The sequence below is a fragment of the Parasegetibacter sp. NRK P23 genome (genome assembly GCF_023721715.1).
In the GTDB taxonomy this organism is placed as follows: domain Bacteria; phylum Bacteroidota; class Bacteroidia; order Chitinophagales; family Chitinophagaceae; genus Parasegetibacter.
Genome location: NZ_JAMDLG010000023.1, coordinates 117076 through 130512, shown reverse-complemented (window position 1 = coordinate 130512; position 13437 = coordinate 117076). Strand labels below are relative to the sequence as shown.

General features: G+C 50.2%; 9 protein-coding genes and 1 tRNA gene. 9 read left to right on the top strand and 1 reads right to left on the bottom strand.

The features are described from left to right. Positions 1-130: 130 nt before the first annotated feature. The 7 genes from M4J38_RS19310 to M4J38_RS19280 all read left to right on the top strand — a co-directional run bounded on the left by M4J38_RS19310 (position 131) and on the right by M4J38_RS19280 (position 11943). Positions 131-1684: an NAD(P)/FAD-dependent oxidoreductase gene (locus M4J38_RS19310; RefSeq protein ID WP_251761453.1), complete on the top strand. Its 1554-nt coding sequence runs from the start codon at positions 131-133 to the stop codon at positions 1682-1684. 65 nt (positions 1685-1749) lie between these two features. Next, the gene (locus M4J38_RS19305; RefSeq protein WP_251761452.1) at positions 1750-3054 is read left to right on the top strand and encodes an SWIM zinc finger domain-containing protein; all 1305 of its coding nucleotides are present in this window, start codon (positions 1750-1752) and stop codon (positions 3052-3054) included. Continuing rightward, positions 3054-4541, top strand: coding sequence for a DUF5691 domain-containing protein (locus tag M4J38_RS19300; protein WP_251761451.1), 1488 nt, complete (start codon positions 3054-3056; stop codon positions 4539-4541). Before M4J38_RS19305 ends, M4J38_RS19300 begins: the two co-directional genes overlap by 1 nt. An 8-nt stretch (positions 4542-4549) precedes the next feature. Beyond that, positions 4550-5629, top strand: coding sequence for an AAA family ATPase (locus M4J38_RS19295; protein ID WP_251761450.1), 1080 nt, complete (start codon positions 4550-4552; stop codon positions 5627-5629). Positions 5630-5659: 30 nt separating this feature from the next. Then, positions 5660-7855, top strand: a complete 2196-nt coding sequence (locus M4J38_RS19290) for a DUF5682 family protein (protein ID WP_251761449.1) — start codon at positions 5660-5662, stop codon at positions 7853-7855. Continuing rightward, positions 7852-8991, top strand: coding sequence for a VWA domain-containing protein (locus M4J38_RS19285; RefSeq protein ID WP_251761448.1), 1140 nt, complete (start codon positions 7852-7854; stop codon positions 8989-8991). Before M4J38_RS19290 ends, M4J38_RS19285 begins: the two co-directional genes overlap by 4 nt. 6 nt (positions 8992-8997) lie before the next feature. After that, positions 8998-11943, top strand: a complete 2946-nt coding sequence (locus tag M4J38_RS19280; protein ID WP_251761447.1) for a DUF4132 domain-containing protein — start codon at positions 8998-9000, stop codon at positions 11941-11943. A gap of 9 nt (positions 11944-11952) precedes the next feature. Here the strand turns inward: M4J38_RS19280 and M4J38_RS19275 are convergent, their stop codons facing one another. Further along, entirely contained in the window at positions 11953-12645 is a 693-nt protein-coding gene (locus M4J38_RS19275; protein ID WP_251761446.1) for a DUF4198 domain-containing protein, read from the bottom strand. A 209-nt stretch (positions 12646-12854) separates the two neighbouring features. Between M4J38_RS19275 and M4J38_RS19270 the strand changes: the two genes are divergently transcribed. Both M4J38_RS19270 and M4J38_RS19265 read left to right on the top strand, forming a co-directional pair. Beyond that, a tRNA-Pro gene (locus tag M4J38_RS19270) sits at positions 12855-12928 on the top strand. Between the two features lie 323 nt (positions 12929-13251). After that, positions 13252-13431 carry a hypothetical protein gene (locus M4J38_RS19265; protein WP_251761445.1) on the top strand — a complete coding sequence of 60 codons (180 nt, stop codon included), beginning with the start codon at positions 13252-13254 and terminating at the stop codon, positions 13429-13431. The last annotated feature ends 6 nt before the right edge of the window (positions 13432-13437 follow it).

The following is a 13437-nucleotide window of genomic DNA, read 5'->3' as shown; positions in this document are numbered from 1 at the left end:
CATAAAGCCGCTTTAGAAATCTAAAATTAAGAAAATAAAAGTTCCGCAATAACACAGAATCTTTGCGAGACACGAAACAATTGCGTGAAAAAACACCACGAAAACAAAGTATAACATTCCAGCCACGCACATGCAACAACAACTCTCTCTCCGCCTCACCCCCGAAGAAGCCGCCAGCCCCGAAACGTTGCGCGCCTACCTTGTTGCATCCCTCGGCGTGAAACCAGCCTCCCTTACCGGCTACCACATTGAGAAAAGATCCATCGACGCCCGCAGCAAACAACCATGGATCAACTTAACCTGCCTATGTTATGTGGATGAACCCCTGCCGGTGGAACGTTTCCAGCCTTATATTTTTCCCGATGTAAGTAAGGCCCAAAAACAAGTGATCATTGTGGGTGCGGGTCCCGCGGGATTATTCGCTGCGCTGAAACTGATTGAAAAGGGTATTCGCCCCATCGTACTGGAGCGCGGCAAAGATGTGCGTGCCCGGCGCAGGGATCTCGCGGCCATGAACAAGCTCGGTGAGGTAAACCCCGAAAGCAATTACTGCTTCGGCGAAGGCGGCGCGGGAACCTACAGCGATGGGAAATTGTACACACGCAGCACCAAGCGCGGCGACATTAAGCGGATACTGCAATTGCTGGTGCAGTTTGGCGCGGAAGAATCCGTGCTGTACGATGCGCATCCCCACATCGGGACCAACAAACTTCCGCAGATCATCACCGCGATGCGGGAACAGGTGATCGCCAGCGGCGGATTTTTTCTCTTCGAACAAAAAGTAAATCAGTTCATCCTCGAAAACAATGCCGTTACTGGCGTGAAAACACAACAAGGCGGCGCATGGAAAGGCGAAGCCGTGATACTGGCTACAGGGCATTCGGCACGAGACATATTTCACCTGCTCGATGAGCAGCAGATACTGATCGAAAACAAATCGTATGCTTTGGGCGTTCGCATTGAACATCCGCAAGCGCTGATAGATACCATTCAATACCATTGCCCGGTAAGGAACGAGCACCTTCCTCCTGCATCTTATAGTCTGGTGGAACAGGTACAAGGACATGGCGTATTTTCTTTCTGTATGTGTCCTGGTGGTATTATCGCCCCGGCGGCCACGGCTCCGGGCGAAGTGGTGGTGAACGGGTGGAGTCCTTCCAAGCGGAATAATCCTTATGCGAACTCGGGCATGGTGGTAACGGTGCACCCCGAGAAGTTGAAGCGCTTTGAAAAATATGGTGCTTTGGCCGGCATGTATTTCCAGCAGGAGATTGAGCAGAAAGCAGCCTGGGTGGGTGGTGGTAAACTCGTGGCCCCCGCGCAGCGCATGGGCGATATGGTGAATGGCAGAAATTCGGCTTCACTACCGGATTGCTCTTATCTGCCCGGTATTCATTCCGCCGACCTGCGGGAGGTGCTTCCGGGGTTTATACATACCAGTCTGAAAGAAGGTTTCGTGGCGTTTGGAAAAAAGATGCGCGGTTATCTTAGCAACGAAGCGGTGGTGGTGGCTACTGAATCGCGGACTTCTTCTCCCGTGCGCATTCCAAGGGATGGTGTTACCCTGCAACATCCGCAGATAGCGGATCTGTACCCTTGCGGAGAAGGCGCGGGTTACGCGGGCGGTATCGTGAGCGCTGCTATGGATGGAGAAAGGGTTGCGGAGGTGATTGCCATGCGGTAACAACAAAAACGCAATTATTTTTCCTGAATCATTTCATTCCTTAATTTGGGTTCAAATCTTTTCTCTTGAACCTTACCGAAGACCAGATACTTTCCCTTGCCCCCGATGATGCCTCCCGCAAGGCGGGCAAAGACCTTTCTTCTCCCAAAAAATGGGTGAGCAAAGGCGCTACCGCGTTGGCTTTGTGGGGCGAATGCCAGGGAAGTGGCAGCAAACCCTATCAGACACAGGTCGATCTTTCCGCCATAGCATTCAAATGTTCCTGCCCCAGCCGGAAGTTTCCCTGCAAACATGGGCTTGGACTTCTATTATACAAAGCTGGTCATCCCAATGATTTTAATGCAGCAGCCATGCCGCCCTGGGTGGAAGAATGGATCAACAAAAGGGGTCAGAAACAACAAGCCGAAGCCGCGGTAAATACAGCACCTAAAGATGAAGCTTCCCGGGAGAAACGACAGAAAGCACGCGAATCAAAAGTTGAAGACGGCATAGAAGAACTGCTCCGCTGGCTCAAAGATCTTGTGCGCATAGGCCTGCTCGATATCCCCGCAAAGGGGACCGCTTTTTTTGATGCCATGGCACGGAGAATGGTGGATGCACAGGCACCGGGGCTTGCGGCAATGGTACGCTCCCTTGGCAATACGCCTTTTTACAAAGAAGGCTGGCAGGCGGAATTCCTGCACCATCTGGCCCGTATTTACCTGGCGGTATCCGGGATGCGCAATATCAATGCAGCCATTGTCGGATACCCTGTCGAAGATATTCGAACACGCATCGGCTTCCCCCAAAACCAGGAAGAGCTGAAAGAGCAACAGGGATTGGAAGATACATGGCTTATCCTGGGAAAACAGGTATCGGAGGAGGAAGGACTTACCACAGAAAAAAACTGGTTGTACGGCATCAACTCAGGCAAATATGCGTTGGTGCTGCAATTCATTTTCCGGGGTCAGGGACTTCAATTTTCACTATCCCCGGGCATGTTCATTACCGCGGAACTGGTATTTTTCCCTTCTGCCGAACCCCTCAGGGCCCTTATTAAAAAGCAGGTAAGTGTGGGCGGCGATTACCTGATCCATGGCCTTCAGGGATGGAACGAAGCTATAACTGTTCAGGCCAATGCAGGAATGAGGCAACCATTCCTGGAAGAACAGCCAATGGTGGTGCAAAACCTGGTTCCGCTCATCCTGAATAATGAATGGTGGCTGAAGGATGCTTCCGGTAAGATGATGCCCGTGGCTAAAGAATTTTCCTCTGCCTGGAAATTACTCGCCGCCTCGGGAGGAATGCCTTTGAATATGGCCCTGGTGGGAACGAACAATAGTTTTACTCCCCTCGGAATATGGCTTCAAAATAAATACAATCCGTTGTAATGCAGCTGCAGTATTGGGAAGAACTGGTGCACACCGCCCTGCTTGGCACCGACAAGAAAACGCCGGTAAAAGAAGCCGCCCCCGTTGCGCTGCAACATGCGCTTCACCTGATTGAATCAACGATTAGTGATAAAGAAGAGCGTTTCCTTCAAACCATCACGCTTGGCTCCGCCTATGTACGGGCGGGTTTGGAACCTCATCCATCACCCGGAGCGGGAATCCCTTGTGCCGAAGCGGAAGTGTTTTCTTATTGCAATGAAGCCTCACTGAAAACGTTCGCAACTTTATTGCAACAGGAACACCATACGGGTTTGCTGGAAATATGGTTGCAATGCTGCGCGGAAGCAAACCAGTTGATACCCGTATTGTTGCTGCCGGAAATGCTGGATATCGCCACAAGGAACAAAACGCTTCGCCCACTGATCATTACCTGCTCTGGTAAAAGGGGGGAATGGTTGGCAAAGCTTAATCCCGCCTGGCAATTTGCAGAAAGTATTGACAACACCGAAGCCTGGGAAACGGGCACACCCGATCAAAGGAAAACCGCGCTGGCTCAAATAAGAAAAGAGCAACCGGTTGCAGCCATCGAAATGATCCGGAATACCTGGGGTACCGAAGACGCTGCCATGAAACAGGAAATTCTTGCTGTACTGGCGGCCAACCCGGTAGCAGCGGATATTCCCTTTCTAACAGGATTGGCCACTGAAAAAAGCAAAAAGGTGAAAGAAATGGCGCAGGCCATCCTGCGTTCTATTCCTTCCTCTCCTATCGTGCAACAATACGCTGAAGCCCTGCGCCAGTCGCTGGCACCTGAAAAAACACGCACCATGCTGGGGCTTGCCAGCAAAACAATCCTTGCCATTCAGCCCACCGCAACGGATGAATTACAGAAAACAGGTTTGCAGCCACTGAGCAATAGCAAAGAAATGAGCGATGAAGTGTTTATGGTTGCCCAAATGGTGGAACAGGTTCCACCGGAGCATTATGAGAACTGGTGGGGCATGTCTCCGGAAGAAGTGATCCGGTTGTTCGGAAAAGACGACAACGGGAAAAAACTACTGCCTTACCTGGTAAAGGCGGTGATCCGGTTCAAAAGCACCAACTGGGCACTGCTGCTGAAACAACATTCGGCCACCTACTTTATGGAATTGCTACCACTGCTACCGGAACCTGAACAGGACCAATACGCGACGGAACACTTCGACTACCGCCCGGAAGAACTCATGAATTTTCTTATTCAAAGGAAAACGCCCTGGAGTTTGAAACTGGCGGAAAAAGTGCTGCGGTTTGCCTCGAATAACGTTTACGCCTACCCTAAATCATTTTTCAGCAGGCATATTCACCTTATCCCCGCAGGACTGGGAGCCAGTCTGGACAATATTTCCTCCAAACAGCCCGCGTACCAGCAAACCTGGTCCGCCACAGCCGAACACATTTCAGGGCTGTTACAACTCCGATCAAAAATTATTCAATCATTTCATTCATAAAAATCATTATGGCCCCTATACTCAGAATGCACGCGGAACACCTGTTTGCGCAGGAACTGGAAGAACTCAGGAAGAACGATGAGGGGAAACCGCCCGCCAACTGGGTGCTTTCTCCACAATCAGTGGTTACCTACCTAACGGGAGGGAAACTAAAGAACGGGTTCGAAGTAAGCCCCAAATACATCGGCAACAAAAGGCTGATGGAAATTGCCGTGGCTACCCTTACCACCGACCGGGCTCTGTTGCTGTACGGGCTCCCCGGCACGGCGAAGAGTTGGGTGAGCGAGCACCTGGCGGCGGCGATCAGCGGGGACAGTACATTGATTGTGCAGGGAACCGCAGGCACCAGCGAAGAGGCCATCCGCTATGGCTGGAACTATGCAAAATTGCTGGCTGAAGGTCCATCAGAAAGAGCGCTGGTAGAAACGCCGGTAATGCGCGCCATGAAAACGGGTAAGATTGCGCGGATTGAAGAACTGACACGCATAGGAGCCGATGTGCAGGATACATTGATCACTGTGCTGTCGGAAAAAACAATGCCGGTCCCTGAAATCAATACAGAAGTACAGGCCGTCCGCGGGTTCAATGTGATCGCCACGGCCAACAACCGCGATAAGGGTGTGAACGAGCTGTCGAGCGCCCTCAAACGCAGGTTCAACACGGTTATTCTTCCCGTGCCCGACAGCATGGAAGAAGAGATCGACATTGTGAGAAGAAGGGTGGAAAGCTTTGAAAAGACCATGGAACTTCCTGCCGAAAAACCTGCGTTGCAGGAAATCAGGCGCATTGTAACCATATTCAGGGAACTCCGTAACGGTGTTACTGAAGATGGGAAAACGAAACTCAAGATACCCTCCGGCACCTTAAGTACCGCCGAAGCCATTTCGGTAGTGAACAACGGGCTGGCGATGGCCGCCTATTTCGGAGACGGCACACTGAAAGCCGCCGACCTGGCCGCGGGGATAATTGGCGCCATCGTAAAGGACCCTGTTCAGGATAAAGTTGTATGGCAGGAATACCTGGAAACCGTGGTAAAACCCCGCGCCGATTGGAAAGATGTGTACCGCGCCTGCCGCGACCTGGTGTAGTTATTATTCTTTACTTTTCATTTCCACCAAATGCCCGTTCACCTGTTAGGTATACGCCACCACGGCCCCGGCTCCGCCAGAAGTGTGCTCCAGTTCCTGGAAGCGCTGGACCCTGATGTAGTATTGATAGAAGGCCCGCCTGAAGCAGACGCCATACTGGCATTGGCCGCTCATGAAACGCTGAAGCCCCCGGTGGCCATTCTGGCCTTTCATCCCGATGACCCTAAAAAATCCGTCTTCTTTCCTTTCGCTGAATTTTCACCGGAATGGCAGGCCATCCGGTACGCCTTACGAAAGCAAAAACAGGTTCGCTTTATGGACCTTCCCATCGGCACACAACTCGCCATGGAAACACAGGAGGAGACAGCACCCGTAGCGCATGACCCCATCTCACAACTCGCCCTGGCCGACGGTATACCGGATGGTGAAAAATGGTGGGAGCGCCAGTTTGAATACCGCCGCAACAACGAACAGGTATTTGAAGCCGTTGCAGAAGCCATGCATGCATTGCGCGAAGATCATTCCGGAAAAGAAAAACAACTGGAACTGCTCCGGGAAGCACACATGCGCAAAACCATCCGGCAGGCTGAAAAAGAAATGTTCACAGAAATAGCCGTGATCTGCGGCGCATGGCATGTTCCCGCCCTTCAGCACATGCCGAAGCTGAAAGATGACAATGACCTGCTGAAAGGCATACCGAAACTGAAAGTGGAATGTACCTGGATTCCATGGAGCAACAGCAGACTCAGTGTGTATTCAGGCTATGGCGCCGGTATTCTTTCCCCCGGATGGTACCAGCACCTCTGGCACCATCCTGATGATGACGGCACCCGGTGGATGGCGCTTACAGCGGCCCTCTTCCGTGAAAACGGATTAGATACTTCGGTGGCGCATGTGGTGGAAGCAGTGCGCCTCGCCAATACGTTGGCAGGTTTGCGCGGTTATTCAAAAGCAGGATTGGAAGAATTGAACGAGGCCACGCTCAGCGTACTTTGTAACGGAGACGCCACCCCCATGCACCTGGTGCACCAGCAACTGATGGTGGCCAATAACCTGGGCACGGTGCCGGACGATGTGCCCAAACCTCCGCTCCAGAACGATATTGAGAAAAAACAAAAATCACTCAGGCTACCGCCTTCCGCTGACTGGAAAGACTATACGCTCGATCTGCGAAAAGAGACCGATCTGGAAAGAAGCAGGTTACTGCACAGGCTGCTCCTGCTTGGCATCAGATGGGGAGAACAAACCGCCGTGAATGGAAAAGGCACTTTTAAAGAACAATGGCGGCTTCAGTGGAAACCTGAACTATTAATAGACATCATTGAAAAAGGCGCATGGGGCAATACGGTGGAAGTGGCCGCAGGCAATTATGTGACCCGGCAGGTGAACGAATCGGATGCGCTGGAAGCCATCAGTGCTTTGCTCATCAACACACTTCCCGCGGAACTCCCGGTAGCGCTGGATGCCGTGATCAAACGGATCGAACAACTATCGGCCGCAACTTCCGACACCATTCAACTGATGCAAATTGTTCCGGAACTGGTAAATGCCGCACGGTATGGCGCCGTGCGGCAGTCGGACACCCAAAAACTACTCGAAGTAGTAACGGAGATCCTTACCCGCGTCTGTATCAGTCTGCCCAATGCCTGCGCAGCCGTTTCAGACGATGCCGCCGAGCACTTGCTGGAACTTGTTTTCAGGATGAACGACGCCGTTAACATTTTACAGGATGCAGAAATAGCTCTTCTCTGGGAAAACACCTTGCAAAACATAGCCTTCAGCAACCATACAACGCCCGTGATCGCCGGCTATGCCACGCGGTTACTCGCCGACCGTAAACTATTGGAAGGGGCAGACCTGGCGGCGCATTTTAGCAGGGCCATGTCGCCTGCAACACCAGCTGCGCTGGTGGCTTCATGGCTGGAAGGATTTCTGAAAGGCAGTGGTACATTGTTGCTGATAGATACCGCACTTTGGAACGTAGTAAACAATTGGGTAGCGCAACTGGAAGAAAATACCTTCCTCGAATTGTTGCCGCTTATCCGCCGCACCTTCGCGCGCTTTACCGCGCCGGAACGAAGAAAACTCGGGGAGAAAGCCAGACTGGGATCAGGCTCAACCGGAACGGCTCCTGAAAAAAAATTGCCCTTCAACGAAGAACGGGCCGTTGCCGCTATCCCACTCATCATGGAATTACTGGGCCATCAATACAACGCCGCAAAATGAACAACGAACCCTTACTCCGGAAATGGAGACTGATACTGGGCGCCAATGAAAACGACGGAACACAGGTCAACCTTTCGGGACTGGACCTTAGCATGGACAATACGCTCCAGGCGCTTTACGACAGCAACCGTGAAGGCGGGCTGGGCCCATCTTCCCCCAACGTTAGCCGCTGGCTGGGCGATATCCGCGCCTACTTCCCTTCCACCGTGGTGCAGGTGATGCAACAGGATGCCATGAAACGCCTGAACCTGACTCAGATGCTTTTTGAAAAAGAAACCCTGGAAAACATAACACCGGATGTAAACCTGGTGGCCACGTTATTAACGCTGAGCAGGGTGATCCCCGATAAAACAAAAGATACCGCGAGGCAAGTGGTGAGGAAAGTAGTGGATGAACTCATGAGAAAACTCAGCCAGCCTACCATACAGGCCATTACCGGAAGCCTGAACCGGAGCATCCGCAACCGCCGCCCGCGCCACAACGAAATCAACTGGCATCAGACCATCCTCAAAAACCTGCGCCATTACCAGCCGGACTACAAAACCGTGATCCCCGAAACAAAGATCGGCTACGGCCGGAAAAGATCTTCGCTGATAGATGTGGTGCTTTGTCTGGACCAAAGCGGCTCTATGGGCACCTCAGTGGTCTATTCAGGTATTTTCGGTTCCGTAATGGCATCCATCCCCGCTGTTAAAACAAAAATGGTAGTATTCGACACGGCTGTGGCTGACCTTACCGAAGAACTGGACGATCCCGTTGACCTGCTGTTCGGTGTGCAACTGGGTGGCGGAACAGATATACACGCGGCGCTCAGCTATTGCACCAAAATCATCTCCCGCCCCACCGACACGGTAATGGTGCTGATTACCGACCTCTATGAAGGTGGCGATCCCGCCGGCATGAAAAAACGTGCCGCCGAACTGGTGGCTTCCGGCGTTCAGCTCATAGTGCTGCTGGCCCTCAACAACGAAGGTGCCCCTTCATTCGACCAATCCAACGCACAATACCTCGCCTCTATTGGTGTGCCCGTATTCGCCTGTACGCCTGATAAATTTCCTGAGCTCATGGCGGCCGCACTTGCCCGGCAAGACATCTCGCAATGGGCCGCAAGAGAAAATATTGTGCTGAAAAAATAATACCTTATGCCTTTTACCATAGAACAGATAGAAGCGTTCCTGACAAATGCCTTCCAAAAGTTTCACGGCTACGTTACGATGGACACCATCAGGGCCTCTCCCAATTACGACCTCATCACAGGATATCTTTGCGGAGCCCATTCATCTTTTCAACAGTACCAGCAACATCATGCGGACCATTACTGGTCGCCACTGCCCTTACTACTTGAACAAATTGATCCACCCGGCGATAAAGACCAACTGATACTGGACCTGATACAACATCCTGACCTCGGCCCATTCCTGCAACATAGTTTCAGCAATTGGCTGATCCAATACATGTTCGATCATCCCACAAAACCAGTGTTCGATGCGGCGAAACTTCAGTTTCAAAAAATTGGCCTGAACGATGTTGACCTGTTTAAGCTGTTCGTGTTTTCAACCATTCCTGAATCGTTAAAAGAAGAATGGCCCAAACACGAACCGTTGCAATCCTTTCTGAAAGAGATCGTCTATAGAAACAAAGGACTTATTTCCCCTTCGGGTAACTTCTTCAGCAACACAAACTGGAGTTTCCAATACTTTACTTTATTGGATGAAGTACGCCCTGAACTTGCGGAAAAATACCTGGAAGCGTTGTTCCAAAGTAATGGCAACTGGGCCATCCCGTACCTTGTTGACTACAAAGAAGGGAAGTACCTGAAAATGCTGCTCGCGGCAATGCAGCACATCACCCCACACGGGAACGACTACGGGAGTAAACTTGCTGCGGCTTATGGATTGTATCTTACAGACAGCAGCAGGTTCCAACCCATCCTGTTGGAAATGAGCCGGGTTTATCTTCAGAAAGTAACACCATGGCTCAATGCAAACAATTGGGAAGGAAGTATTATGCTTCCGGAATTCGCATCGTTCCCTTACAGCGCCAATTCTTTTACCGCGGTAGCGCTCTATTTCGTGCTGCTTCACCATAAAAATGAGGGGACCGCTTTCGTGGAAGGTTGGATTAGGGAGAAAAAATTCATCCCCGAAGGAGTGGTGTATGTTCTTTCCCAAACATTACAAAAGGATGCCTTACCCCTTTTGCAACAATTGGTGGTATATGAACCGGGGGGCGTACCCACGATGCGTGCAGCATTAAAGGTCCTGGAGAAAACATTTGAACCCGATAGATATATCCCCGTTTTGTATACGGGAATCGGCGTAAAAACAAAACTGATGCGCCTGGAATGCGCCAGACTGCTTGTAAAACTTGACCCGGACGTGGAAGCACACGCCATTCCATTGCTGAAACACAAAAAGGCCGACACCAGGCTATCAGCCGCTGTAATGCTGAGCATGCTCCGCTCCGAAACCGCATTAAAAGCCATTGCTGAAGCCATTGATACAGAAGTGAACGATGATGCCCGTGATGTACTGTTGGAAGCCGTGGACCATCCCCTTTCAGCAGCCGTTACGCCTGAAGGACTGAACACATTGATTGCGGCAGCACGCAACAGAGGAAAGCTCGGCAACATAAAAGGGACGGAAGGCATTGAAGCAGCACTTCCTCCACTGTATATGACCGATGGAAACCCGGCAGAGCAAGATATGGTGCGTTTCCTTTTGTACAGGATGCAGCGTGTAAAAACCATGCGGTCGGACAAAGAAGCCCGTTTGCTGATAGCATTGACCGATAAACAACGTAATGCCCCCTTCGCCCTTGCGCTCATTCAATACTTTATTAAGAACGGCGCGCAACCGGGAGACAAATACCTTATTGCCACGGCCGCGCTATTAGGGAACGATACAATCGTAGATCATCTCAGAACGCTTACCAACAAATGGATAGAAGAAAGCCGGTATAAAATGGCTGAATACGGCGTATCGGCATTGGCCCTTCAGGGTAGCGATAAAGCCCTGCGCTGGGTGGAATGGTACAGCCGACAATACAGGAATAAAAAAAAGAACGTGGGTGCAGCCGCCGCGGCGGCCCTGGAAAACGCCGCCGCGGAACTTGGCATATCAGCCAATGAACTAGGTGACCGCATTGTGCCTGATTTCGGCTTCGAAGGACTTTTCTTCCCATTCGATGCCAACGGAGAAACATACCGCGCATTTATTGACAGCGATTTCAAGATTGCTTTCCTGGATGAACGCAATAAAAAACTTAAAACAATACCCGCTGTAGCCCCTACGGAAACGAAAGAAAAATTAAAAGCCATCGGAAAAGAAATTAAGGATGTGGTGAAAGCACAATCACCCAGACTGGAATACTACCTTGTTGTACAAAGAAAATGGACCTTCTCCCAATGGTCGGCCTTTTTCCTGGAAAATCCCATCATGTTCATTTACGCTACAAGGCTATTGTGGGGTTGTTTTGATGAGAACGGCGAACTACAAACCTGCTTTTATTGCAGCGATGACACGTCCTTACTCAACGCGGAAGAAGAAGAAACAACCATCCCCGAAGACGCTATTATTGGCATAGTACACCCCGTTCAACTGGAGCAGTCTGCCCTACAGCAATGGAAACAACTTTTTTACAAAAACGATATCGCCCCCATCTTCCCGCAGTTGGAACGGAAAACGGTTGTGATACCTGAACAGGATCTCTCCAAACGCATCATCCGTACTTTTGAAGGCATAAAAAGAAAAGAAGGCGCCATCAGAAGCACTTTAGAAAGAAGTGGCTGGCGAAAAGGCTCCGTAGGAGACGGCGGCATGGTAGAAGCCTTTCACCTTCCCTACCCCGAAAAAGGCATAGAAGCTGTTTTGGAAGTGGAGGGTGTGGGTGCAGGTTTCGGCTGGGGAATGGAAGAAAAAACCGGCAGGCTTTACCTGCTTGAACTTTCTAAAAAAGAAAGCACCTGGTTCACCCCACCTCAAAATGATCACGATGAAAAACTGGTTCCTCTAAACGAGGCCCCACCTATTTTTTTAAGCGAGGTCTTCGCTGCTGTCGAAAGCATTAAAACGGCCGCATCTGGTTAGATGCGCTGTTTATTTCCACACAAAACTATTAGTGGAGCACCTCCATGTGGATTCATAGTTCTTCCCTGCTAAAGTTCCCGGCTTCTTTTCCGTATCAGTAACCTCCAGCATATAGCGGCCCTTCCAAGTAGGCGTAAAAGCCAGTTCACCATTTTTATCGGCTACGAAAGTCTTGCGCCAGCCTTCAGGAGAAACCACTTCTACCTGCATGTTTGCCGCTGGCGTTCCGTTCAGGTAAGCTTTAATGGCAACCTTAACATTTTGAAGTGTTGCGGTTACATGAATATCGTTCCCTTTAAACGTGTCAGGCGTTGATTTACCTACGACAACCGATGCATTGGTGTTGAACTGGTAGCGCATAGTGCCGGGAAAATCTTTTGTATCGTGTGAAATAGAAAGGATGTAGTTCCCTTCCATTTCCGGTGTAAAAGATGCGGACAGGTGCAATACGCCTGGCGTACAATCGAGTTTGGTCTTCTTCCCGTCAGGGGCTATAAGCCAAAGCGTAAGTTGTTTTATATCGGAATACCATTTGGCAACGGAGTCTCTTTCATTTTCGGCGTATTCTCCATAGAATATTTTCACGTCCTGGGCTTGTCCTGCTTTGCCGGAGGCGTTGGTTTCGATCCAGAGTGCGTGGGCGCTGGCGGAGGCGGCAGTAAATACCATGGTAACCGCCAGGAGGAATTGTTTCAATTTCATGCTTGTAGAATGTTATAGCGTAAAAATCAGCTAGGCGAAGTTCTGTGCCGGGGAGAGGAAATGTTTCCGCTTTCGGGAAAATCATTTACGAGATAGGGAAAAAATTCTAGTGACGTTTTCTTTTCCGTAATTTTTTTCAGATAAATTTCATTTTTAAAACCGAAGCCATTACCTTTGCAGCCCACTTGAAAGTGTTCCTTTCAGGTGATCGGGAAGTAGCGCAGGCCGGTAGCGCACCTGGTTTGGGACCAGGGGGTCGCAGGTTCGAATCCTGTCTTCCCGACGAAATATCGTCCAAAAGAATTCAGAAGGCTCGTAAAACTCAATGTTTACGAGCCTTCTGGCTTTTAGGGAGGTGAAATGGTATCAAAAAATACCAATGTTTTTGAAGCACATCAGGTGAATCGTTTTGTGAATTATCCTAGCGATTCACCAAAACCTTTTAAGAAACTGTAAAAAAAGGAGTTGTAAAAACATGTATGGATTGATTGGATTTTAAAGACTAGCCTGTAACAGCCGACCTAGTGAAAAAGGCATTTCTTCATGTCTACAAAACTGCTGATGAAAAAACTTTTTTGTGGCTGGTGAACCAACACAGCACCCATTATGAAAACTGTGTTGTCCCATTGTAACCTCAAAAACTACTTCACCACCGAACGCTATCTCAATGCGATCCTGTATCAAAAAATGTGCAAAGGCAATGAACTGCGCCTGAAACTCAGCAGCGATTTTATCAAGGGATTATACTATTCCGCAAGAACCACCGATAGTACACTTATTTTTTAAATAAAC

What these genes read in the sequence shown, in the direction of transcription:
- M4J38_RS19310 (WP_251761453.1), top strand. Translation starts at nt 131, where the DNA reads ATGCAACAACAACTCTCTCTCCGCCTCACCCCCGAAGAAGCCGCCAGC.
- M4J38_RS19300 (WP_251761451.1), top strand. Translation starts at nt 3,054, where the DNA reads ATGCAGCTGCAGTATTGGGAAGAACTGGTGCACACCGCCCTGCTTGGC.
- M4J38_RS19295 (WP_251761450.1), top strand. Translation starts at nt 4,550, where the DNA reads ATGGCCCCTATACTCAGAATGCACGCGGAACACCTGTTTGCGCAGGAA.
- M4J38_RS19290 (WP_251761449.1), top strand. Translation starts at nt 5,660, where the DNA reads ATGCCCGTTCACCTGTTAGGTATACGCCACCACGGCCCCGGCTCCGCC.
- M4J38_RS19285 (WP_251761448.1), top strand. Translation starts at nt 7,852, where the DNA reads ATGAACAACGAACCCTTACTCCGGAAATGGAGACTGATACTGGGCGCC.
- M4J38_RS19280 (WP_251761447.1), top strand. Translation starts at nt 8,998, where the DNA reads ATGCCTTTTACCATAGAACAGATAGAAGCGTTCCTGACAAATGCCTTC.
- M4J38_RS19275 (WP_251761446.1), bottom strand. Translation starts at nt 12,645, where the DNA reads ATGAAATTGAAACAATTCCTCCTGGCGGTTACCATGGTATTTACTGCC.
- M4J38_RS19265 (WP_251761445.1), top strand. Translation starts at nt 13,252, where the DNA reads ATGAAAACTGTGTTGTCCCATTGTAACCTCAAAAACTACTTCACCACC.